This window comes from Luteimonas sp. A501 (assembly GCF_054052085.1).
In genome coordinates this window covers 667,699-688,491 of sequence record NZ_JBSVRI010000002.1, presented here as the reverse complement: position 1 = coordinate 688,491, position 20,793 = coordinate 667,699, and the positions used below count along the sequence as shown (strand labels likewise).

At 60.5% G+C, this 20,793-nt stretch carries 20 protein-coding genes and 1 pseudogene; 15 read left to right on the top strand and 6 right to left on the bottom strand.

What is annotated here, in order from left to right; genetic code table 11:
- Position 1 precedes the first annotated feature (1 nt).
- Complete coding sequence (tssB, locus tag ACW7G5_RS09610) at positions 2 to 508, bottom strand: type VI secretion system contractile sheath small subunit (protein ID WP_343279420.1); 507 nt, start codon at positions 506 to 508, stop codon at positions 2 to 4.
- Positions 509 to 538: 30 nt separating this feature from the next.
- Positions 539 to 1,132 (bottom strand): tetratricopeptide repeat protein, encoded by a 594-nt coding sequence (locus ACW7G5_RS09605; RefSeq protein ID WP_457003927.1) that lies wholly within the window; start codon positions 1,130 to 1,132, stop codon positions 539 to 541.
- Positions 1,133 to 1,443: 311 nt separating this feature from the next.
- Between ACW7G5_RS09605 and tssJ the strand changes: the two genes are divergently transcribed.
- The 6 genes from tssJ (at position 1,444) to ACW7G5_RS09575 (ending at position 9,765) form a co-directional block, all read left to right on the top strand.
- A complete protein-coding gene (tssJ, locus tag ACW7G5_RS09600) occupies positions 1,444 to 2,031 on the top strand; it encodes a type VI secretion system lipoprotein TssJ (RefSeq protein WP_457003925.1) in 588 nt (195 codons plus the stop codon).
- Positions 2,032 to 2,173: 142 nt separating this feature from the next.
- Positions 2,174 to 3,514: a type VI secretion system baseplate subunit TssK gene (gene tssK / locus ACW7G5_RS09595; RefSeq protein WP_457003924.1), complete on the top strand. Its 1,341-nt coding sequence runs from the start codon at positions 2,174 to 2,176 to the stop codon at positions 3,512 to 3,514.
- Positions 3,511 to 4,296 (top strand): type IVB secretion system protein IcmH/DotU, encoded by a 786-nt coding sequence (gene icmH, locus ACW7G5_RS09590; protein WP_457003922.1) that lies wholly within the window; start codon positions 3,511 to 3,513, stop codon positions 4,294 to 4,296. The genes tssK and icmH overlap by 4 nt, the downstream gene beginning before the upstream one ends.
- A 21-nt stretch (positions 4,297 to 4,317) precedes the next feature.
- Positions 4,318 to 6,888 carry a type VI secretion system Vgr family protein gene (locus tag ACW7G5_RS09585; protein ID WP_457003920.1) on the top strand — a complete coding sequence of 857 codons (2,571 nt, stop codon included), beginning with the start codon at positions 4,318 to 4,320 and terminating at the stop codon, positions 6,886 to 6,888.
- Between the two features lie 23 nt (positions 6,889 to 6,911).
- Positions 6,912 to 9,131 (top strand): hypothetical protein, encoded by a 2,220-nt coding sequence (locus tag ACW7G5_RS09580; protein ID WP_457003918.1) that lies wholly within the window; start codon positions 6,912 to 6,914, stop codon positions 9,129 to 9,131.
- Between the two features lies 1 nt (position 9,132).
- Positions 9,133 to 9,765: a hypothetical protein gene (locus ACW7G5_RS09575; RefSeq protein WP_457003916.1), complete on the top strand. Its 633-nt coding sequence runs from the start codon at positions 9,133 to 9,135 to the stop codon at positions 9,763 to 9,765.
- A 493-nt stretch (positions 9,766 to 10,258) separates the two neighbouring features.
- Here the strand turns inward: ACW7G5_RS09575 and ACW7G5_RS09570 are convergent, their stop codons facing one another.
- The 3 genes and pseudogenes from ACW7G5_RS09570 to ACW7G5_RS09560 all read right to left on the bottom strand — a co-directional run bounded on the left by ACW7G5_RS09570 (position 10,259) and on the right by ACW7G5_RS09560 (position 11,999).
- Positions 10,259 to 11,077 carry an IS3 family transposase gene (locus ACW7G5_RS09570; protein WP_457003914.1) on the bottom strand — a complete coding sequence of 273 codons (819 nt, stop codon included), beginning with the start codon at positions 11,075 to 11,077 and terminating at the stop codon, positions 10,259 to 10,261.
- A pseudogene (locus tag ACW7G5_RS09565) lies at positions 11,077 to 11,390 on the bottom strand (DUF1153 domain-containing protein). Before ACW7G5_RS09565 ends, ACW7G5_RS09570 begins: the two are co-directional and overlap by 1 nt.
- Before the next feature lie 129 nt (positions 11,391 to 11,519).
- Positions 11,520 to 11,999, bottom strand: coding sequence for a hypothetical protein (locus ACW7G5_RS09560; protein ID WP_457003912.1), 480 nt, complete (start codon positions 11,997 to 11,999; stop codon positions 11,520 to 11,522).
- Positions 12,000 to 12,431: 432 nt separating this feature from the next.
- Here ACW7G5_RS09560 and ACW7G5_RS09555 point away from each other — a divergent pair, with 432 nt between their 5' ends.
- The 7 genes from ACW7G5_RS09555 (at position 12,432) to ACW7G5_RS09525 (ending at position 18,649) form a co-directional block, all read left to right on the top strand.
- A complete protein-coding gene (locus ACW7G5_RS09555; RefSeq protein WP_457003911.1) occupies positions 12,432 to 12,728 on the top strand; it encodes a transposase in 297 nt (98 codons plus the stop codon).
- Between the two features lie 270 nt (positions 12,729 to 12,998).
- Positions 12,999 to 13,583 carry an IS3 family transposase gene (locus ACW7G5_RS09550; RefSeq protein ID WP_457003909.1) on the top strand — a complete coding sequence of 195 codons (585 nt, stop codon included), beginning with the start codon at positions 12,999 to 13,001 and terminating at the stop codon, positions 13,581 to 13,583.
- A 560-nt stretch (positions 13,584 to 14,143) separates the two neighbouring features.
- The gene (locus ACW7G5_RS09545; protein WP_457003908.1) at positions 14,144 to 14,884 is read left to right on the top strand and encodes a hypothetical protein; all 741 of its coding nucleotides are present in this window, start codon (positions 14,144 to 14,146) and stop codon (positions 14,882 to 14,884) included.
- A 959-nt stretch (positions 14,885 to 15,843) separates the two neighbouring features.
- The gene (locus ACW7G5_RS09540) at positions 15,844 to 16,260 is read left to right on the top strand and encodes a hypothetical protein (RefSeq protein ID WP_457003906.1); all 417 of its coding nucleotides are present in this window, start codon (positions 15,844 to 15,846) and stop codon (positions 16,258 to 16,260) included.
- Positions 16,261 to 16,529: 269 nt separating this feature from the next.
- On the top strand, positions 16,530 to 17,003 hold the full coding sequence (locus ACW7G5_RS09535; RefSeq protein WP_457003904.1) for a hypothetical protein: 474 nt from the start codon (positions 16,530 to 16,532) through the stop codon (positions 17,001 to 17,003).
- A gap of 268 nt (positions 17,004 to 17,271) precedes the next feature.
- Entirely contained in the window at positions 17,272 to 17,805 is a 534-nt protein-coding gene (locus ACW7G5_RS09530; RefSeq protein ID WP_457003903.1) for a hypothetical protein, read from the top strand.
- A 169-nt stretch (positions 17,806 to 17,974) separates the two neighbouring features.
- Complete coding sequence (locus tag ACW7G5_RS09525; RefSeq protein ID WP_457003901.1) at positions 17,975 to 18,649, top strand: hypothetical protein; 675 nt, start codon at positions 17,975 to 17,977, stop codon at positions 18,647 to 18,649.
- 64 nt (positions 18,650 to 18,713) lie between these two features.
- Here the strand turns inward: ACW7G5_RS09525 and ACW7G5_RS09520 are convergent, their stop codons facing one another.
- Positions 18,714 to 19,520, bottom strand: coding sequence for a hypothetical protein (locus ACW7G5_RS09520; protein WP_457003899.1), 807 nt, complete (start codon positions 19,518 to 19,520; stop codon positions 18,714 to 18,716).
- Positions 19,521 to 19,636: 116 nt separating this feature from the next.
- Here ACW7G5_RS09520 and ACW7G5_RS09515 point away from each other — a divergent pair, with 116 nt between their 5' ends.
- Both ACW7G5_RS09515 and ACW7G5_RS09510 read left to right on the top strand, forming a co-directional pair.
- Positions 19,637 to 20,461: a M15 family metallopeptidase gene (locus ACW7G5_RS09515; protein WP_457003897.1), complete on the top strand. Its 825-nt coding sequence runs from the start codon at positions 19,637 to 19,639 to the stop codon at positions 20,459 to 20,461.
- A gap of 63 nt (positions 20,462 to 20,524) precedes the next feature.
- Positions 20,525 to 20,785 carry a PAAR domain-containing protein gene (locus ACW7G5_RS09510; RefSeq protein WP_457003896.1) on the top strand — a complete coding sequence of 87 codons (261 nt, stop codon included), beginning with the start codon at positions 20,525 to 20,527 and terminating at the stop codon, positions 20,783 to 20,785.
- Positions 20,786 to 20,793 lie beyond the last annotated feature (8 nt).

The following is a 20,793-nucleotide window of genomic DNA, read 5'->3' as shown; positions in this document are numbered from 1 at the left end:
ATTACTCCTGCCCGTCACCGGACGTGTCGAGTTGCCTGAGCTGCTCGGTGTTGTTCAGGACGTCGGTGAGCAGGTCTTCCAGTTTTTCGTTGCCCGCAAGCTTGTTGCGGAGATCGGCAAGCTTGGAGCGCGCCTCCAGCAGCTTGCGCAGCGGCTCCACCTGCTCCACGACGGCTTCGGGCCTGAAGTCGTCGATCGACTTGAACTTCAGATCGACCGCGAACTCGCCACCTTCGTCACTGAGCTTGTTGGGTACGCGGAAGACCGCCCGCGGCGCCACGCCTTCCAGAACGTCATCGAAGTTGTCCAGGTCGATATTGACGAACTTGCGGTCCTTGAGTCGCGGGAGCGGCTCTTCCGGCTGGCCGCTCAGGTCTCCAAGCACGCCCACGACGAACGGAATCTCCTTCTGTTCAATCGCTTCGCCTTTTTCCACGTCGTAGGTCAACTGCACCCGCGGCGGGCGGACCTTCTGCAACTTCTTCTGGATGCTGTCCTTCTTTGCCATCGTGCGATCTCCGATTACGCCTGGACCTGCTCAGTTACCGCCGAGCTTGTCAAAAGGGTTGGTAGTGGGTTTCCGGGCTGGTGCCGGTGCGGGCGCTGCCTCGGCCGCCGGCGCGCGTGCGGGCGCACTCTGCCGGCGCGGAGCCGCGCGACGTGCCGGCCTGGAGGCAGGCTCGGGGACTCCGGCGATCTCCGGACCCATTGTTTCGCGCATCAACGTGGCCAGTTCGCGAGCCTCGCGCTGCGCCGACTCGCTGGTCAGCGCGCCACTGCTCTGCAGGCGCTGCAGCGACTGGGCCGCGACGCGGAAGCCGCCAAGCGTCAGCACGCTCTCGGCCAGGGTGTCGCTTGGATCACGCAGCAGGACTTCTTCGGCGGCCACGATGGCCCGTCCGTAATTGCCCATGTCGAAGTGGAGTTGTGCAAGCCGCGCCCACGGCTCTTTGCGCGTCGAGTCGGCCTTTGCCGCTGCCTCGAAACTCTGCAGCGCCCCCGCGAAGTCCGTGGAAGCCAATTGGCCTTCGGCCGTGGAGATCAGCGTGTCGTAGGTGGCGACGGGCTGCTTGCTCTTGCCTCCCGTCGCACACGCGGCAAGCGATGCCGCAACAAGCAGTGCCACCAGCATGCGGGCGACACGCCCGCCCCTCTTCAGATCCGTGCACATACAGCAGTCCCCCTCCCTAACAAGTCCTTGTCAACTCCCGCCTGGTGGCGACAGCAACGGTTCAGTGTTGCACGCACCGATATAATCAGGCCAGCCCTGTTCGTCAAGCTTGGCCGCCGGGCGTCAGTTGCCGACGCAATTTCACCTTTCCATTGTGACAGTGGATACCATGCGCAGGTCAAGCAATCGTCAGGTGACAGCGCGCTATGGACAGCCCCTCCCTTCTCCGCCCCGCCCGGTCCGCCAGCATCCGGGCAGGATTCCTGGTCGCGATGGCCGCAGCCGGACTGCTCGGCATGGCGGGCTGCGCATCAAAGCCAACGCGCGAAGACGCCCCCGGCCTGATGAGCAGGGCGCTTGAGACCGTGGGGCTCAGGAAGCAATCCGAAGAGCCCGCCGCTCCGCGCGCCAAGTCGATTCCGCTGCGCCTCTGGGCCGGGGCAAACCTGAACTCGGGCAACGACCAAAAGCCATTGGCGGTGGTCGTCAAGGTGTATCGCCTGCGCGACACCCAGCGTTTCGAACGAGCGCCCTTCTCCGCGTTTCTCGACGAGGATGCCGAGCGGGACGCCCTTGGAGACGACCTGATCAGTTCGACGGAGATCGTGCTCCAGCCCAACCAGCGCCATGAGATCACGGAGAGATTGCCGCCCGAGGCAGCTGCGATGGGTGTCGTCGCATTGTTCCGGTCTCCGGCTCCAGATCGCTGGCGCTTTTCGTTCGATGCCCTCGAGGCCGAGAAGGATGGCGTGACCGTGGGACTGCATGCCTGCGCACTGACGACGTCGAGCTCCGGCTTGCAGTCGCAGATCGCGGGGGAATCCCACAGCCTGACGCTCACGCGCTGCTCGAAGGGCTGAGCAACGCCACGAACAGTGCGCCCGGTCTCATTCTGGCCGAACAGCCCGGCACGCCGGCGCTGCGGGGCGTGCTAATAATGTCTCTTGGGGTAGCCACGCTGCATCAGTGCGTGGGTCAAGGAAGCGTAATCATGAGGTGGATGTGAACCGGGGAGCCAAGGTGTTCTGGGGGGAGGGTTTGTTCCTGCGGCCCCAGCATTTCCAGCAGCAGGATGCGTATCACGAAGGCCGTCTGCGCGATCTCGCGGGCACGCTGCACCCCTACGGTTGGGGCTTGCGCAGCTTTACGTTCGACGAGGGCAGCCTTGCGTCCGGAACGCTGCGGCCCGTCCGGATTTCGGCCGTGTTTCCCGATGGCGAGCCTTATTCGGCGCCCTCCGGTGATGAGTTGCCGGACGCCCTGTCGTTGGCAGACCTGCCGGCCGGGGTCCAGTCGACCACGATCTATCTCGCCCTGCCGCTGCTGCGGCCCCAGGGCGGAAACTGTGGCCAGGAGCAGGACGGCGGGGCGCGTTTCGTCCAGGCGAACAGGCCGACCAACGACCTGTTCACCGAGGCCGCCGAGGCGGACCTTGGCTACCTGCGCAAGACGGTCCGGTTGCTGACAGAGGACGAGCCGCGCGATGCGTTCACCGCGCTTCCACTGGCGAAGATCCGGCGCACTCCAACGGGTGGCTTCGAGCTCGACGACCAGTTCATCCCGCCGTCGGCGACGATTGGATCCGCCCCCGTGCTGATGGCGCAGCTGCGCCGGCTCCTCGACGGGCTGCAGGCGAAGGTCGACGCCCTTTACGGCCTGCATCGCGAACCGTCGCAGCACATCGTCGAGTTCCGCTCCGGCGACATCGCATCGTTCTGGCTGCTGCACACGGCGAACGCGTCGTTCGCAACGCTGTCCCACCTGTTCCGCCATCCGGGGCTGCCGCCGGAGCAGCTGTTCCAGGAACTTTCGCGCCTGGCCGGCAGCCTGATGACCTTCTCCAAGGCGTACACGCTGTCGGATCTGCCCTTCTACCAGCACGGCGCGCCGCAAACAGGATTCGAGGCGCTGTTCTCGATGATCCGCGAACTGCTGGATACGGTGATCTCGGAGCGCTATTTCTCGATCTCGCTGAGCGAGGTCAAGCCCTCGTTCCACCTCGGGCGCATCGACTCCCAGCGTATCGACGAGCGCGCGGCGCTTTACCTCGCGGTCAGCGCCAACCTGCCCAGTCCCGAGCTCATCCAGACCGTGCCGGTACGGTTCAAGATCGGCGCACCGGACGACGTCGACAAATGCGTGCTGTCCGCCCTGTCAGGCGTCAAGCTCAACCACGTCCCGCAGGTGCCTGCCGCGATCCCGGTCCGCCCCGGCAACCAGTACTTCGCGCTGGAGTCGCGCGGCCCGCTGTACGAACGCATGCTCAAGTCGGGGTCGATCACGGTCTACGTGCCCTCCGGCATTGAGGACCTCAAACTCGAACTCATCGCACTGACCCAATGACCAAGTCCAAACTGCCTCCGGTTCCTTCGGCCATGCCAACCGCAGAGGCGGGTGCGCCCGGCAATGTCCCCGCGGCTGCGCCACGGAGCCTGCTCGACCTCATGTCCGACGGGTTCTACCTGCTCATGCTGATCAAGCGCGGACAGGTGCCCAACGACGGGGAGCGGTTCTTCGAGTCGATCCGGCAGTTCCTGGAGAAGGTCGAACGCGGCGCGGCCAAGCTCGAGATTCCGTCGGTGGACGTGCATGCGGCCAAGTACGCCTTCTGTGCCGCCATCGACGAAGCGATCCTTTCCCAGCACTCACCGCTGCACGCGAGCTGGGAGCGCAACCCGCTGCAGCTGCGCCTGTTCGGCGAACACCTGGCCGGTGAGCACTTCTTCGACCGGCTGGAAGAGCTGCGCAGCCAGGGCGCCGCGCGGTTGGCGTCGCTGGAGGTCTACCACTACTGCCTGCTGCTCGGGTTCGAGGGCAAGTACCGGCTGGAAGGTACCGAGAAGCTGGGCTACCTGACCGCGCGCCTGGGTGACGAAATCACCTACATCAAGGGCAAGCGCACCGGGTTCGCGCCGCATTGGCTGCCACCCGACCGCGTCGTCCACGCCTTGCGGCAGATCGTTCCGCTGTGGGCGCCGGCTGCGGTCCTTGCCGTGGTCGGCCTGCTGGGGTACTTCGGACTGAACGCGTGGCTGGGCAGGGAAACCGACCAGCAGCTGGCTGCACACCAGGACATCGTGCAACTGCCGCAAGAGACGGCGCGGATCACGATCAGCTTGCCGTAGCACTACGAGAGGGACCAGAACATGGACGTTGCACAGCAGTGGCAGGAAGCACTCGCATCGCTGGCCCGGCTTTCGCCAGGACAGCGGACCATCCGCCTGATTGAGGCCCCCGGCGGTGACCCGCCTGCGGTCTTGGGCCAGCTCGCTTCCGAAGCGATCGTCGAACGCTTCTCCGGACGCGAAGCGGTTTGCGAACCGTTCCGCTTCGAGATCGCGGTGCTGTCGTCGTCGGCCGAGCTGGACCTTGCGCCGCTGCTCGGCCAGCCGCTGGGCCTGCGCCTGGACGGACCTGCACCACGCACCTGGTTCGGCGTCTGCACCGAGGTCGGCCTGACCGGAAGCGACGGCGGCCTGGCCCGCTACACGCTGGTGATCGAACCCTTCACCGCCCTGCTCCGCCTGCGCCGCAATGCGCTGGTGTTCCAGGACCTCGATGTCCAAGGCATCGTCACCCGCGTGCTCGATGACCATCCGCTGTCCGCCTTCCGCTGGGACGTCACCCAGCCGCTGCCGGTGCGGCCGATCACCACCCAGTACCGCGAGGACGATTTCGACTTCCTCGAGCGCCTGCTTGCCGAGGCCGGCCTGGCCTGGCATTTCGAGGCCGACGAAGCCGCACCCGCTGGCCACGCCTGGGTCATCCGCGATCGCGAAGCGCCGGTGTCGGACCTCGGCCCGGTCCGCTTCCACCGCATCGACGCCACCGAGTCCGACGACGCGATCAGCGTCTTCCGCGACCGCCTGCAGGCCACGCCTACGGCACGTGCGATCAGCAGTTGGCAAACCGAACAGGTCGCTGCGCTGGCGGCGCAGGCCGAAGCCGATGCAACGGGCCTGCCGCCCTTGGAGGTCTCCACCGAACCGCGTTCGGGGCGCTTCACCGACACCGCCCAGGCGCAACTGCAGGCCGACCTGCAGCTTGACGCATTGCGCGTGGTGCGCCAGGTGCAGGCCGGCGCCGGCAGTGCCCGCGTGCTGGCGCCGGGCAGTGCTTTTACGCTGACCCAGCATGACAGCCACAGTGGCCAAGCCTTCGTGGTGCTGGCGGTCGAGCACAGTGCCTGCAACAACTTCGAAGGCGGCATGGCCGCGCTGCTGGGCCGTCTGGGCCTGGGCGACGAGGCTGAACGCCATGACTACCGCAACCGTTTCGTCGCGGTGCCGATGGGCACGGCGATCGTGCCGATGGAGCGGCCGCCGGTGCGCAGCCACGGCCCGCAGACGGCGCGCGTGGTCGGCCTGCCTGATGCCGCGATCACCCCGACCCGCGAGCACCAGGTGCGGATCCAATTCGCGTGGCAGCGCGGCGCGCAGCCCAATGCGGGCGGCTTGAGTGACGCGGGCTCGACCGCCTTCCCCGACGGCCATGCGCCCGGCGACGCCACCTCCGGCACCTGGGTGCCGGTAGCCGAGTGGCTGTCGGGTCCGAACTGGGGCTCGCACTTCCTTCCGCGCATCGGCGCCGAGGTATTGGTCGAGTTCCTGCACGGCGACTTGGACCAGCCGCGGATCACCGGCCAGCTGTACAACGGCGAGGTCGCCCCACCCTTCGCACTGGCCGATGCCAGCAACCATCCGGGCACGCTCAGCGGGCTGCACTCGCAGGCCCACGACGGCGATGGCAGCCAGCAGTGGGTGGTGGATGATGCCACCGGCCAGCTGCGTTCGCGCCTGCACACCACGCTGGCCGACAGCCGCCTGGAGCTGGGCTACCTGATCCAGCACGGCGATAGCCAGCGCGGCGGGCTGCGCGGACAGGGCTTTGAGCTGGCGACCGGCGGCTGGGGCAATGTGCACGCACCGCAGGGCCTGCTGCTCTCGACGACGGCGCGGAATGACGCGGCCTCGACGCAGCTCGACATCGCCGAGGCCGTCGCCCAGTTCAAGGGCGCAGAGCGTACGGCGCAGGCGCTGCATGAGACGGCCACCCAGCAGCAGGTGCCGGGGTTGATGGCCAACGAAATGCAGACCGCGCTGCGCGAAGTGATCGATCCGCAGGAGCAAGGCCGACACGAAGGCGCTGTAAACGGCCAGCCGGCAGTGAAGCCCGGCTCCGGCAGCCGCGAAGGCGAAACGCCGGTGGAGCGCTTTGCCGAGCCGGTGCTGGTGGCCGAAAGCCCTGACCGCATCGCGTGGACGACGCCGGCCAGCGCGCTGGCCTATGCCGGTGGCAACCTGCACCTGACCAGCCAGGATGATGTGCACTTCGCTGCCGGGCAGACGTTTGCCGCAGTCTCTGGCAGGCACGGCGCCCTCCTCGCCCAGTCCGGCCCAATCCGCGCGATCGCCGCCAACGGCCCGGTCAGCCTGCAAGCGCATACCGGCGAACTGGAGCTGCTGGCCGACCAGTCTGTGACGGTCACCGCGACCGACGAGCGGATCGACGTGCTGGCCAAGGACAAGATCGTGCTGCAAGCCGGGCAGACGCGGGTGACGCTTGAAGGCGCGAACATCACGTTCGAGTGCCCGGGGGAGTTCAAGGTTAAGGCAAGCCAGCATCCGTTTATGGGCGGAAGCAATGGGTCCGATGACATGCCTCTCCTCCCGCAAGGCTTGCAACATATCGAAAATGAATACCCCTTCTCCACATAGGAGGACAGCATAAGGACCCAGCGATGTTGATCAGCCCTCCCTTTCTTCCGGAACGCACTGCTGCCCAGGCTGACGATGCCGCGTGGATCGAAGCCGCCATGCCAGGCGGGACGCCCGGTGATGGTACCTATCCTCTCAGCTTCAACCTTGGCTGGCACGGCGGCATCCATCTAACAGCCCCGACAAACGGCAATCAGTCCTTGCGAGTTCGTGCGATCTCCGATGGCACCGTCGTCTATGTCCGCGCGCCGACGCAATCGACTGACAACCCAAATCACGCACAGAACTATCGAGGAGGCTGGACTGATAACGGCTGCGTCGTCATCCGTCATGTCACAGAAATCGGTGCTGCGGAACAGGGAAATGCCCCAACTCGTGTAATTTTTTTCTCAATCTATATGCACCTGGACGAAATCGCGACAAGCATCCAGACCAATCAGCCTATCTACCGTAAAGCCGAAATCGGCCGCGCTGGCAGGATCTACGGGAGCACCGATCGGAAGATTCATTTTGAGATCATTTGTGATCAGGCCAATCTCCAAGCGCTCGCGAACCGGGTAACGGGAGATGTTTCCCTTGAAAACAATGGGCGAAGTGACGCGGTTTATGGAGAGGTCTACTTCCATCTCCCGGCCACCGCTCAAATTCACGCCGCACGTCCGCCGCGCAATTCAACTGAAGCAAACGACGGAGCACCTTTGGGTGAAGAACTGCTAATCGGCATCAGCTATGTAAAGGGTAATGCCCAGGTCTCAACCTATCGACTCGATGGATCCACCGTAGGCAACGCACTAACTGAGCCAGATGCAGAGTACAACCTATATACAGAAGCCCGCTTAATCAGTCGGGCCTTCCCGGCCGGTGCTAGGCCGGCGCCGAGTGCGGTCTATGAACTGTTGCGTTTCGGTCGAGTCTTAAATAGTCCTAATGAATCCTTGACCCCAGCAGACACGCCGCACTGGCGGCAGATATCCTCCCCGAACAGCCAGGGCTGGGTTAACCTCAACGCCACCGACGTTCGTATGTTTAGCGATGCGGACTTTCCACAATGGCGGGGTTGGAAACTGATCGATGACGACATCGACGAAAATAGCCAATGCAACTCGGATACTGTGAAGTCCTGGCTGGATGCGAACAGCGATGGACAGGTACCCTACGAGGCAGATCCACGCAGCACGACCACGCAAGAAGCTCGTACCAGCCTACAAAGCAACGCAGTGCAAGCCAAGCTCAAGCGCAGTCTGTGCAAGCTCCGGACCGAGTGGGATGCCGATACATTTGATCTACGCTATAGCTGGCTAAAGGAAAAAACAGAGACAAACCCCCGCCCAATCACCTCGACGGGTTACGGCAAGCTTAAGGCACACGTGGAGGGCCTGGCCTTCTGGTCAGCGGCCAATCTTCAAGTCCCTCAATACGACGACCACGGAGTTGAAAGAGGAAGAGTCCCGCTCGGTGCGGTCCATTGGCATTTCGAACCCCGCGAATTCATCAAGCTTTTTCGGATGTGTGGATGGCTCAGCCAACGAGAAGCCGCGAGACTTGTTCGCAGGACTCTTCGCGAGGGCAATACCGAGGTGGCAGCATTGACGTGGGCAGATATAACAACACGCCTATTGTCATCTACAACCAAACGACCCGAGCATATACATCCAAGCATCCAGAGAGTATCGCGAAAGTATGGAATCTCTTCGACCAAGCAGAGGGTTGCCCACCTGTGGGGCCAACTAGCCGCTGAAACAGGACGCTTAGAGTTCATGGTCGAAATGGGTGCTGACTCCTACTTCGACAAGTACGAACCCGGAACGGACCAGGGTCGAAAGCTTGGCAACACTCAAATTGGCGATGGCGCAAGGTTCAAAGGGCGAGGCCTAATTCAGCTCACCGGCCGGCACAACTATACCAATTATGGCGAATATCGAGGTTTGACTTTTACGACCGACGCTACTGCCTCCTTGTTACTAACTGAAGCCTACAATACATGTGATGGCTCAGGATATTACTGGGCCTCGAAGCAACGGTACAGGCAGGTAAATAAAAAGCTCGTTGAGCTCGGCAAACAAAGCATTAACTATTGGGCTGACCAAGGAACAGACGAGCCATCACAAAGGAATGTTACTCGCTCAATCAACCCCGGCCAACTCCATTTCAATTTCCGAACCCAGTCATTCCAACATGCTTACTATGTTTTAAATGACGAACCAGCCCCCTCTCCAGAGTATAAAGAGGTCCCCGAGGTCTGACATGCCTAACTTCTTGAGCACTTCACTTTACCTCTCTGTGCCAGCGCTTCTTTCTGTCGCGTCGCTGACCGCGTGTGCGGAACAGCATAGAATAGTTCTAAATGACTGCAGAGTTTCTTTTATCGTCCCAAAGAATCTGGACTACATTGAGATAGAAGGTGCGATATTAGAAGACGATGTCAATTGCATTATTGCTTTCAGCAAGTCTGTCCAGACGAGCAGTCCCTCAACAGTCGGACAGCCGGAAGGCTGGAGAGAACAGACCGACTATGTCATCGAAGTTAAACGCGTGAGCCTTGCGTCTGCTTCTTTGGATTACTCATTAACGCCAGGTGGTGATGAAGCCTACAAACTAGATGAGTCGGGAGCCACACGCGGTCCGCTTGAGATGAGACTCGCCTCACTCGAGACATTCCAAGTCGCGAATGGAGCTGGTCTCATTGCCAATATTGAGATACTCGATCGACCACGCAACATGGCAGATCGCGGCGTCGACGGCCAGGTGGTTTACCTCGTCGGAAACAAGGCTCTTTCAGCAAATTATGCATTGTGGCCATCATCCTCGGATGAAGAGGCACAACGCGAGCTCGATGCAATGACGTCTCTGTTTAAGTCGTTTAGTTTTCTCGAATAACAGTGTCGATGCCGAGGTGCAGATCGAGCTTCTGCACGGGCCTTGGACCAGCCGGGGACCACCGACCAGTTCTACAACGGCGAATCCAGTCACCCCGGAAAGCCGGTCACCCCGTCTCGCACGACGGCTGCAGGATCGGCGGCGAAGCCCAAGCCACTGGCTTTCAAACCGGAACCCGCGACGTCACAGGCTACCGCGGTCCGCGGTCGCACAAATGCCGGACATCCATTGGCGATTATGGGTTTATCCCAGAAGCGCGCGCCTTGGATCGAGCATGCATATGCCGAAGCCCAGCGCTGGAAGGGCAAGAAAGAAGACGGGATCGGCAAGACCATCAACTACCACCATGAACTAGGCACCAAGTGGTTGCCGTCGCTGTCCGGAACAGCCAATGCGTGGTGCGCCTCCTACGTGAACTGGTGCCTGCTTCAAGCCGGCCATGCCATATCCGCCTCGCATTATCGCTGTAATGACCCAGCCGTTTCTGCACAGGTCAGGCCGCTAAATCATATGCCTCAGCGGGTGTCTTCATGCCCAGTGCCTGGTGCGGGCGCCGGTGGTAGTAGAACTGGATCCAGTCGCCGATCACCCGACTGGCGTGCTGCTGGCTTTCGAAGCGGTGTCGATGTGCGCACTGTCCCTTCAACGTGCGGATGACCCGCTCCACCATTCCGTTCTGCTGCGGGCAGTACGGGGTGATGAACTCCTGCTTCAAGCCATAGCTGCGCACCAGTCGGGTGTAGTCGCGACTAGTGAACACCAGGCCGTTGTCGGAGCGCAGCGGGAACGGTGTGTGCACCCGCCCCAAGGTCCCGAACCGCGCGATCAACGTCTGCTCCAGCGCGGCGGTTGCGGTGCTGGCCTTGCCGCTGCGCGACAGGTGCCAGCCAAGCAGTTGCCGGGTATAGCAATCGATCACCAGGGCCAAGGTCAGCCAGTTGTCGCGGCCACCCCAGATCCGGCAAAGGTCCGTCGCCCACCGCTCGTCAGGCGCTTGCGCGACCGACGGCAACACCTGGATCCGTGGGCGGCATCCGACCGCCCGCTTCCTTACCTGCCAGCCCTTCAGCTGGAAGATTCGCTGCACCGTGTTCTTGTTCATGTCCAGCAGCGCCGCGACCGTCCGATAGCCGAACGATGGCTCTTCCTCAATCATCGCCTTGATCGGCTCGGCCAACTCGGGCCGGATCTTCGGCGGCGCCTTCGTCGGGTGGTAGTACATGCTCCGTCGTGCCACCCCAAACCACCGGCACAGCTTCACCATCGAGACCTCAAAGCCTTCGTCCCGCAGTCCCTGCTGGATCGAGACCATCAGGTCTCGTCCTTGCCCAACAGGGACGCCAATTTTTTTCGAGCGCGCAACTCCAGCATGGCCTCGCCGTAGGCTTCCTGCAGGTCCTTGAGCTGGCGCTCGTATTGATCACGAACGTCCTCGGGCTTGGCCCGCAGCGCGTTCTCCATGCCGCGCTTCCCCTCATCGACCAGCTTTCGATCTCCGACGGGGTCAGGTCGAACTGGCGGCTGGCCTCAGCTACTGTCGTCTTGCCCTGGATGATTTCCAGCACCAGCGCCGACTTCCGGCGGGCCGTCCAACGCTTGATTTCCTCTTCCATCATCACGCTCATAGGTGTCTCCTTCGAAAAGTAGCACCTGAGCAGGAATTCAGTGGGTCATTACATGATTCTTGAAACCAAGCGGCACCTGGCCCGCTTCAGTTCAAGGAAACTGCACTTCGCGGTTTAATCCGCCGGGCATCACGGCAGTTCGCCGTGCGAAATCGCGCAAGACGAACGAATGGGCGTGTCGAGTTCCTGGTCAATATCCCCGGACTTTGTGTAGCTGAAGAACTCGATGAATTGAGTGCAACGTTCAAGTTGTGACCCTTTGATCTTTGAATTCAGTACTCTTGCTCCTTCCCAGGAATGATAGGAAGACACAAGGCTGGTTGATATCGGATGGCCTTCGTCGTCATAGAAGACGATGCTTGATGAAAGTCCAGAGCCGTGCCCGTCATCAATAGAGGGATACACGAACTGTATCCACGGAGACCCATTATGGGTTCCCGATGCAACATCAATGAATTCGTGGGCCTTCCAAGGGGACTTGATCTCGCTCGGGGAGATAGGGATGATGCTGCCGAGCGTGCAGCCAGAATTGATGGGGCGCATCGCGTCGTACGCTTGGACGAACATGCCGTCTTCTATGCGATACGCCTTTTCGATGTCGAAACCCACTTCGCTCCCGTTGGGGATCTTGGATACGCCTGCGAGAAAGGAGATACAACCCTCCGGTTGGCTTCCAGTGCTCATTGCGCAGCAGGGTAGAAGGAGTGACAGGCATACGGCCGTGATGTAGTTGATTTTAATCATTTATTTCACGAACAGTTGGAAGGTTGCCTTGGAGATGTAGGTAGTGCTGATGGTCTTTGAGATGGGTTGTATGGTTGAGGAGCTTGGACTGTACATATTCCCATGCTCGCAGTGAACCGCCCCGGGAATTCCGGAGGCTCGTTGGCGTGAGTCACGCCGCCATGGCGAGCTCTCGGATCTGTTGATAGTAGACCGCTTCGACGAGTCTGTAATTTGAACTGTGTAACTGCCTGATCCTGCCCCTGTTTGCCGGACATCCGGATAAGCGATTCAATATCGCAATCCGAGGTGAAGCAGATGAAGAGCAAAACCGTGGTGAAGCAGGTCCGGAAGCGTTACAGCCCGGAGTTCAAGCAGCAAGCCTTGGCGCGCGCCGCGCAAGACGGCATGGCGATGGCGGCCAAGGACTTGGGGCTGCAAGAGAGCCAGCTCTATGGGTGGCGCACCAAGGCCAAGTTGACCGGCCAGACCAGCGAGGAGCAGCGGCTGCAGCAGTCTGAGCATGCCCGGCTCAAGCGTGAGGTGGCGCAGCTGGAAGAGGAGAACGCCTTCTTAGAATGGGCGGCGGCGTACTTCGCCAGGCAACCCAAGTGAAGTACGCGATGATCCGCTCGCACGAAGCTCAGTTCCGGGTGCACATGATGTGCCGTGTGCTGACGGTGTCGCCGAGCGGCTACTACGAATGGCGCGGTCGGGCGCCTTCGCCGAGGGCACGGGCGCGGGTGCAGAAGCAGCTTGATGCCGAAGTGAAGCTCGCTTTTACGGCTGAAAATAGCCGTGCGGGCTCGACGGGTCTATCTCGACGGCTGAAGGCGCAAAGTCACACCGCCGGCCGCCACCAGGTGGCGCAGAGCATGCGCCGGCATGGCCTGCGGGCCAAAGATGCACGCAAGCACAAGGCGACGACGAACTCAAAAACACTCGCTGCCAAATCTGCTGGCGCAGGACTTCAGTGCCCAGCGGCCCAACCAGAAGCGGGTCGGCGACATCACCTACATCGCCACCGACGAAGGCTGGCTGTATCTGGCGGTGGTGCTGGATCTGTACTCGCGCCTGGTGGTGGGCTGGTCGATGTCGGATCGGATGACCGCGCCCCTGGTGTGCGATGCGATGCGCATGGCCCTGTTCCGGCGCCATCGGCCTCGTGGCGTGATCGTGCACTCCGATCGCGGCAGCCAGTATTGTTCGCGCGAGCACCGCACGCTGCTCGACGAGCACGGCTTGGTGGCCAGCATGAGCGCCAAGGGCAACTGCTACGACAACGCTGCGATGGAAAGCCGGAATCACAGCTTGAAGGTCGAGGCCGTGCACGGCGAGCGTTTCAGTACTCGCGAACAAGCCAAGGCGCAGGTGTTCGACTACATCGAGGTTTACTACAATCGACAGCGGCTCCACTCCACGCTCGGCTATCTCAGCCCGGAGGAGTTTGAGCTATCCCGTGTCGCTTAGATGGATGTCCGGAGTTCCGGGGCAAGCTCATTTTTACCGCGCGCCCACGACAATCCTCTCCACAGGTTAGCTGACGCCATAAGCGGTGCCGCACGTCATCTCCGCGCCGCCCTTCAGGAAATCGAAAGCGCCGATGAAATCGACCGAACGGCTATTCGCCCTTCTGATTGGCTCGCTGCGGCTTCTCTCGCAGATCGCCTGTAGTGCACAGCCGCAACTGGACCAGGACAAGCGGCGGCCGGCTTCGCCGGCATCCAAGAACGCCCGCGGGGGCACGTCGGGAATCGCGGGCTATCACTGCCCAGGTTCGGCTTTCCTATCCGAGTTTCGCTGCTGGCCTACCATGACGTAGGCTTAGACGACATTACTTCGACAGCGTCCAGCATGCGAGAGGGGGCGCCCGGCGTGAGCTCATCCCATATAAACGGTGAGGATGGCGATTTCAGGTTCCTGCGGACGGAGCGGAACCCGAACACATTGACCCACCTAAACACAATTGCGGGGGCGAACGCCTTGGATGAAGAAAGAGACACTCACCAAAGTATGGCAGAGACGGCGCAATGAGGAACTTCCTTGCTTCCTTGGCGATGCTTATTCAAGCATGCTCTGCGAGCGGGCATTCAGAGGCATCGGGGAAGGCCCATTCCGAAACATCTATCGCAAATCCGAATGAGCAACGGGAGAAAGATCAAGCAAAGGATAGCGAGTTCACCAGAGCGAAGATGGCCGACGGGAATACATGCGCAAAAGCCTTATCTTTTGCAGAAAAAGTCAGCGAAGGCACCCTGAGTGCATTCAGAGTATTCAACGACTACCCACCAGTTGCGAATGCCAAGAGTCCTGGCGAGGTAGTCATTGAGCCGTTCCCAGACCAGATCACGGCTCTTTCTGCCTGTTTGCCTAAGAATGCCTTCGAGTTCAAGGTGCTTACGGATGGTGTGCTGGTGAATGGAACCGAATCGCAACTCTTCCCGTTTTCAGTTTGGAGGATTCAAGAAAATTACTACCTGGTAACGTACCTGCACAAGAACTACGACATGAGCGATGGTGAGGGGGAGGCGGTGGAAGTATCTGGAATCGTACTTGACGCCAACGGGAAGCCAATAAAGCCCATGCAGGAGTTATCCTCGTGGTACGAATACGAAGGCTCCATCAGAATCAGGGATCTCCATTACTTGAATGGAAAGTTCACCACCACAGAGGAAGTCTTTGACCCAGTTGAAAGAGATGAAGCAGGTCGAGCTCTTGATTATGTCAACGACCATGGAAATGACGTCATCAAGGAGCATTACCTTCATTGAGGGCCGAGCGGCCTCACTTAGTCCCGTTGCGTTATAAACAAGTATTATAGTGGAGTGAACCGCCGACCTTTCCGGAGGCTCCAACCTTTAACGGCGCTTCATCGTTTCGAGTGCGTAGCTTAGTCTTCGACGGATGAGAGATAGCGAGCTTTATGCCCAGATCCTGGGTCTGCGAGCACCATGGGGTCTGGCAGGGTCCGGATCCAGCTTCTACCGAGTACTTGCCGAGTACAACCAGTGCCACCGCCGCGGCCGCGCCAAGCCGCCGCGCAACGTCGCCAAACCAAAGGCATTGGCGACGGCGGTCGCAATCAAGTATGGCATGGGACATCACCTATTTGCCCACCGCCATGCGTGGCCAGTTTCATCGGCTGTGCAAACAACGCCTATGATGACGCAAACAGAAGTTCTTCGTATAAACTTTGGAATACCGAACCTGGCGATGGTTGGCCGTATCGCGGCCGCGGCCTGAAACAGTTGACTGGACGTGGTAATTACAGAGATCTCGCAGCAACGCATGAACGAATCTGGGTGAAAGTATCGATTTCGAGGCGAATCCAGATAAAGTGGACGAGCCAACCCGTGCTGTTCGGTCAGGATTGATGTTCTGGGTTGATAGAAAATTATATCTACAGGCAGACAACGGAATTACCGAGACCCTGCAGACAAAATTACCGATTTAATTAACAAAGGCACGAAAAGCCACAAGGAACGGTGGAGTCTTGTCGAGCTTATAAGGAATGGCAGGATTTTTATAGATGCCGTATAGCTCAAGCACGATGCATTGCAGTACGCGCTCCTCCTTGAGGCACACTATCCGCCAAACTGCCAAATCCCAACACCCTCGAGGCTATGACGTTATGTATACTTTAATTCTAATGGCCGCCTGTGCTATGCCCTGCAGCCCCGAACTGCTTTCTGGGTCCGAGCTGTTTGTAGTGCCTAAAATTGACCGAGGAATGCTAATCAAAACTTCAGAGTATCAGTTTGAACTAAAGCCATCTCCGGATCAATTTTACGTTATCGAAGGAACTTCCGGCAACGGCGCCAGAATAAAGCACAAGCTGATGGAACCGCATTTTTCAAGGGCAGAAAGAATGTTTGTGGTCGAGAATCATTCCTGCGGCGCGAAACACATTGATCTCGTCATTCAGACCGGGCCGAGCCAGAATGCAGACATAATTGAGAGAAATTATTACCGGGTAGTTTTTTCGCAAGACCTAAGCTCAGTTGTCTCTGAGTTCTTTGACCCCAGCGTAGCGGTTGCAAATGCCGTTCTGCCGCTCCAGACCATTGGCGTTATAGCTAAAGAATCGACGGAAATTGAGATTTCCTGCAAAGACAATTCACCTATAGTGCTATCCAAGGAGAAATGAATAGCTCTGGATCTCAAGTAGCAGCTGTTAGCACGAACTTTCAGCCTAGCCGCACTGAGAGCACGTGCCGATCGAGGATGGCGCCATCGGTTCTAGGAGATCGGAGGGGGCGGATTCTACTGTGCCAAGACTGGCATTCACAGGGCGGCTGATGGCGAAGCTACTGCACAAGCTTCGGCCTGCCGTAAGTCGGCTAGTCAATCCATACGAGCGCCCACCCGCTCCAAGGCGGGCAACCGAAACCATATCCTCTTACCGCGTGCTCGGCGATGAAGCTTAAAAACACGATACCGTTGCCGTTTCTATTCATATTCATCGCATCAGGCGTAGCCTGTGCCGACAACCAAAACTTAGGTCGATCATTCCGAGCAATTGCCGATCAGTTCTCTTTCGATCGCGGCAACCGCACAGTCAATATCCCTCTTGACGTGACCGTCAGCGGCTGGGCCGTCAGTTGCAGTCGAACGCGCGCTATTGTTTGGGGCCATGACAACAATCTAGTAGAAATGGGTGCCCCGCCAGTCGTCAAGGTCTATTTAATTGACATTGAGCGTGACGAACCCATCAACCATTACACAGTGACCCGCGGCCCTTATGAAGTGACCTTCAGCCGAGACCAGAGCCGGGCAACAGTGGACGACTATGTCGTTGACCAAGCTTCAGGCGAAGTTATCGGAATGACAGAAGACATCAATCTGGCAGCCGAGTCCTGCCCTTTATTTTCAGGTAAGCAGTCGGACTGATTTTTCGTGCGGCAGAGCACGACAATCGATTACCTCTCGGGCGACCACGGCTCCTTCATCATGTACACGCTGGGCAGATGACCGTCATGCGAAGTGCCCCCTTGTGACCGTGACCCTGCTGCTGGCCGCCTGCAATCCGGGTGCCAGACTGGACGCGTCGTACTTTGTCAGGGGGTAAGGGCGAAGTGCGCGTTCATGCGCGCACACGTTGGCGATTTGCGCCCGGTGACGATGTGTCGGGTCACAACGGATGACACGCATATCCACCATGTACATATCAGCCTGGGAACCGACCAACCATGAACATCAGGCGCACACAGGAACGAAGTTAATGAGACTTCTTCGAACCATTGCCCTAGTGATCGCAGCGCCATTTTCTGCAATTTCGTGCTCAACACCTGTCCAGATGTTTATGCTGAGCAACGATGGTGAGTTCATAGACTATGCAGGAACAGCGACAATAAGCGGGTTTTACTTCGTAAATCCGAGTAACATCGAGATTCACGATGCCGTGTGCTTCTTCCCAGACGATTCCAGCCAGAAATCGCTTCCACAAGACTCTGATGGAAATCCGTTTCATTGGATGTGCTTCTCCAATAACGCCGAGGCGAGAGAGATGCTGGGATTGGACTCCCTCCAGCATTCTGATTCAGCTTGCTACCAGGGTTATGCGAAGATCACAGTAGAAAGCTACCGCCGCTATGTTGCCGAGAGCGAGGGCGTCAGTTTCTCCGAACTCACCAACACGCATCAACACAGCGCTGCTTCAGTGGTCTCGTGTAACGCAATTCATTCGCCCTGAATGGACCGGCCAGACCTTGCAGGTACCTACAAGAATGTCTCGCCTGCGCCGTAAAGAACCGCCCGGAATCCCGGAGGCTCGCGGGTGTGAATCACGCCGCCATGGCGAGCCCACGGATCTGAACTCCGAAAGGTTCCTAATGCCAACTTCCATCTGTTGGAGAAAACCCATGATCAGCCGATTTGCCAGCTCCATGGTCGCCGTACTTACCCTGGCGCTGTTCCTCGTCGCTTGCTCCGAGCGCGAGCACAGCACCAGGAGACAGGTGGAAACCTTGCAGCCGCGACTGAAGCTGGTAGCTGACGCACCTCCTGCATCGGAGCAATGCGATTCGGAGGGGCGCTGCAACGCGGCACTCGCCGGCAACCAGGACGCCCTCGCGCTGTGCGAAGGCGATACGGCGACGCTGTACTGGACCGAGGGTCGGAGGCACTATCTTCTTGCCTGCGAGTGCAAATGCACCTCGCACGACAACTACGGATGGCTGGTCGATGGGTCGTCTGGCAAGGTCCAGGGAGTGGCGCTTGGAAAGCCGGCGATCGCGACGGAGCTGGTCGATGTCGATGCCGTGAGCGATATCCTGGCGCCCCATCCGTTCTGTGAGGCGATCGATCCCGGCTCCATGCAGGCTGCAGAATTCGTCAGCTTGATCAAGCAACCAACCGGCGACGAAGATACTCCCTACTGTTTCTCGCCCAGGGCGTTCATTACGTCCAGCCAAGGCCTTGTCATCGAGGACAACGGCAGCAAGGTGCCTGAAAGCGATGAGGAGGTATTCCTGCTCACCTCGGCTGACGTGGCGGCGGCTGTGCTGGCTTTGGCTAGACAGACAGTGGCGGACTGAGCCGCCCCCCGACTACAGTCTCACGCCTCATACAACGCCGCGACTTCCCTGAGGCAGGCGCCACTCACTGCATCGGGCAGGCAGGATCGCCGCGATGCTTCGCGCACAGCTTCTGCCGACAGCGAATGCCGGCCGTGGTATTGGCCGCGGGGCAGGACCGCAACTGCCTCTGCAGGTTTGCCGAACTCTGGTTGGCCGCGGCGACTTCGCTGCTGGCCGGGGATCCAGGCTCCGCCGAGGGCGCCTTGCTCAATTGCGCGACCAGCTCATCCAGGGTTTGCGGGCCGGTGCCGCCAGCTTGGGCCTTGTCAGGCTGTTCGCGGATGTTCGCCATCAGGACGGCAAGCAGGTCCGCCTTCTCGTCCGCGGTTTGCGCGCGCGGACGCGCGGTCCGCCTGGCGCTTGCCGATGTGCCACCCCGGCTTGCCGTTGCTGCCGGCGCAGCTTCGGTGTTGAGCCCGAGCCGGCTGGCGAGGTCGGTTCCCGCCTCGGCTGCTTCGGCATTCGCGCCGATGTTGGACAGCGGGTCATCCGTCGATGGCTGCCCGCCGTGCGCGCTCCCTCCATCCACGAGCACGGCCGTGGATGATCGGTCCACGACGCCTGACGGTGACAGGGGCGCATGGGCGACCTGCATCGACTCGGCCGAACCGCGATCAGACAGTGCAGCCCAGCCCGCGATCCCGATGGCGGCCAGGCCGGCGGCCAATACCCACGGCAAGAACCGCGGCCAAGGTCGCTGTTGACTCCCCTGCCCCGCCAGCTCCACGTCGAGCCTGCCACCGGCCGCGCGCGCGCCCTCCTGTCCTCCAGGCGCGGGGCCGGATTCGAAAAGACTGGGGCGGGCTGGTTTGCGATCCTTGCTGTCCACGGGCGTGCCTGTTCTTTCCATGGCCGGGCTGTATATTCGCCAAGCATACTTCATCCCTCCCGCAAGACCACTCCGGTCCACGGACGAGACCAGACGACCCAGTGATCGCGCTATGGATGGCCCTGCTCTTCGCATTCGCATGCCTGCTAGCGTGGCTTGCATACTTCGCCGACGTGCGGGAGCGGCTGCTTGCGTGGCTCCTTGCCCGACTGCGCGCAGTCGGCGGCCGGGCCAGGCGTATCAGCGGCTCGGTGCAACACGGCCTGGCTCGCAAATCGCGGCGTGACCAGCCTTCGCACCTTGCGGAAATCTTCCAGACGTATCGTCACCTGCTGTTGGCAGGACTGCTTGTCATCGCGCTGCCGCCACTGCTGGTGCTGCTGTTCCGGCGCGAGGTGATCCTGGACGGGTTCGAAGGCGTCGCCAGGCCGGTGGCCAGCGTAAAGCTCGAGGAACTCCTTCGTGGCGAGCGACTGGTGCCCCCTTCCCCGCCGCCTCCGGAAGTGTTCATGACCGCAGAAGTCGAGGAGGTCCGGCCGATGACGGCGAGCGCGGACCGCAAGTGGGATCAGCTGGATGCGGAGTTCACCCAGCGGCTGCTAGCGATCTATCAGGTCATGCGGGAGCAGCACGGGTACGAAATGGTGCTGGTGGAGGGCTATCGCAGCCCGGCCCGGCAGGACCAACTGGCGGCGCGTGGCCAGCACGTGACCCGGGCACGGGGCGGGCGGAGCTGGCACCAGTACGGTCTGGCCGCCGACAGCGCCTTCATGCGCGACGGCAAGCTGGTGATCACCGAGCGCGACCCGTGGGCGATGCGGGGCTACCAGTTGTACGGGCAAGTCGCCAGGGAGGCCGGACTGGTCTGGGGCGGCGACTGGACCAGCATCAAGGACCTGATGCACGTGGAACTGAGACGTGAAGGCGTGATGAAGCGATAGCCGCTCTGCTATCGTTACCCGTCGTTCATCGACGATGTCGATCCAGGGATTCGGGAGAACATCATGTCACGCCCTTTTATCTTGCTTGGAGACGCGCTCAGCCACGGCGGCACGGTCACGTCCGCTTCCGTGCAGAGTGATGTCGCCGGGCGTCCAATCGCCCGCGTCGGCGACGCCTGCGTCTGTTCGAAGCACGGCCCAACCACGATCGCCAGCGGCGATCCGACGCTGGTCATCGATGGCATGGCCGTCGCGCGCTCCGGGGACACCACCGCATGCGGCGCATCGTTGATGCCCAGCCAGGCCACCACCGGCATCCGTTGAACGGCCAC

Bases quoted from the DNA above. Each gene is read 5' to 3' on its own strand.
- tssB (WP_343279420.1), bottom strand. From the start codon at position 508: ATGGCAAAGAAGGACAGCATCCAGAAGAAGTTGCAGAAGGTCCGCCCG.
- ACW7G5_RS09605 (WP_457003927.1), bottom strand. From the start codon at position 1,132: ATGCTGGTGGCACTGCTTGTTGCGGCATCGCTTGCCGCGTGTGCGACG.
- tssJ (WP_457003925.1), top strand. From the start codon at position 1,444: ATGGCCGCAGCCGGACTGCTCGGCATGGCGGGCTGCGCATCAAAGCCA.
- icmH (WP_457003922.1), top strand. From the start codon at position 3,511: ATGACCAAGTCCAAACTGCCTCCGGTTCCTTCGGCCATGCCAACCGCA.
- ACW7G5_RS09585 (WP_457003920.1), top strand. From the start codon at position 4,318: ATGGACGTTGCACAGCAGTGGCAGGAAGCACTCGCATCGCTGGCCCGG.
- ACW7G5_RS09580 (WP_457003918.1), top strand. From the start codon at position 6,912: ATGTTGATCAGCCCTCCCTTTCTTCCGGAACGCACTGCTGCCCAGGCT.
- ACW7G5_RS09575 (WP_457003916.1), top strand. From the start codon at position 9,133: ATGCCTAACTTCTTGAGCACTTCACTTTACCTCTCTGTGCCAGCGCTT.
- ACW7G5_RS09570 (WP_457003914.1), bottom strand. From the start codon at position 11,077: ATGGTCTCGATCCAGCAGGGACTGCGGGACGAAGGCTTTGAGGTCTCG.
- ACW7G5_RS09555 (WP_457003911.1), top strand. From the start codon at position 12,432: ATGAAGAGCAAAACCGTGGTGAAGCAGGTCCGGAAGCGTTACAGCCCG.
- ACW7G5_RS09550 (WP_457003909.1), top strand. From the start codon at position 12,999: ATGGCCTGCGGGCCAAAGATGCACGCAAGCACAAGGCGACGACGAACT.
- ACW7G5_RS09545 (WP_457003908.1), top strand. From the start codon at position 14,144: ATGAGGAACTTCCTTGCTTCCTTGGCGATGCTTATTCAAGCATGCTCT.
- ACW7G5_RS09540 (WP_457003906.1), top strand. From the start codon at position 15,844: ATGCTAATCAAAACTTCAGAGTATCAGTTTGAACTAAAGCCATCTCCG.
- ACW7G5_RS09535 (WP_457003904.1), top strand. From the start codon at position 16,530: ATGAAGCTTAAAAACACGATACCGTTGCCGTTTCTATTCATATTCATC.
- ACW7G5_RS09530 (WP_457003903.1), top strand. From the start codon at position 17,272: ATGTACATATCAGCCTGGGAACCGACCAACCATGAACATCAGGCGCAC.
- ACW7G5_RS09525 (WP_457003901.1), top strand. From the start codon at position 17,975: ATGATCAGCCGATTTGCCAGCTCCATGGTCGCCGTACTTACCCTGGCG.
- ACW7G5_RS09515 (WP_457003897.1), top strand. From the start codon at position 19,637: ATGGCCCTGCTCTTCGCATTCGCATGCCTGCTAGCGTGGCTTGCATAC.
- ACW7G5_RS09510 (WP_457003896.1), top strand. From the start codon at position 20,525: ATGTCACGCCCTTTTATCTTGCTTGGAGACGCGCTCAGCCACGGCGGC.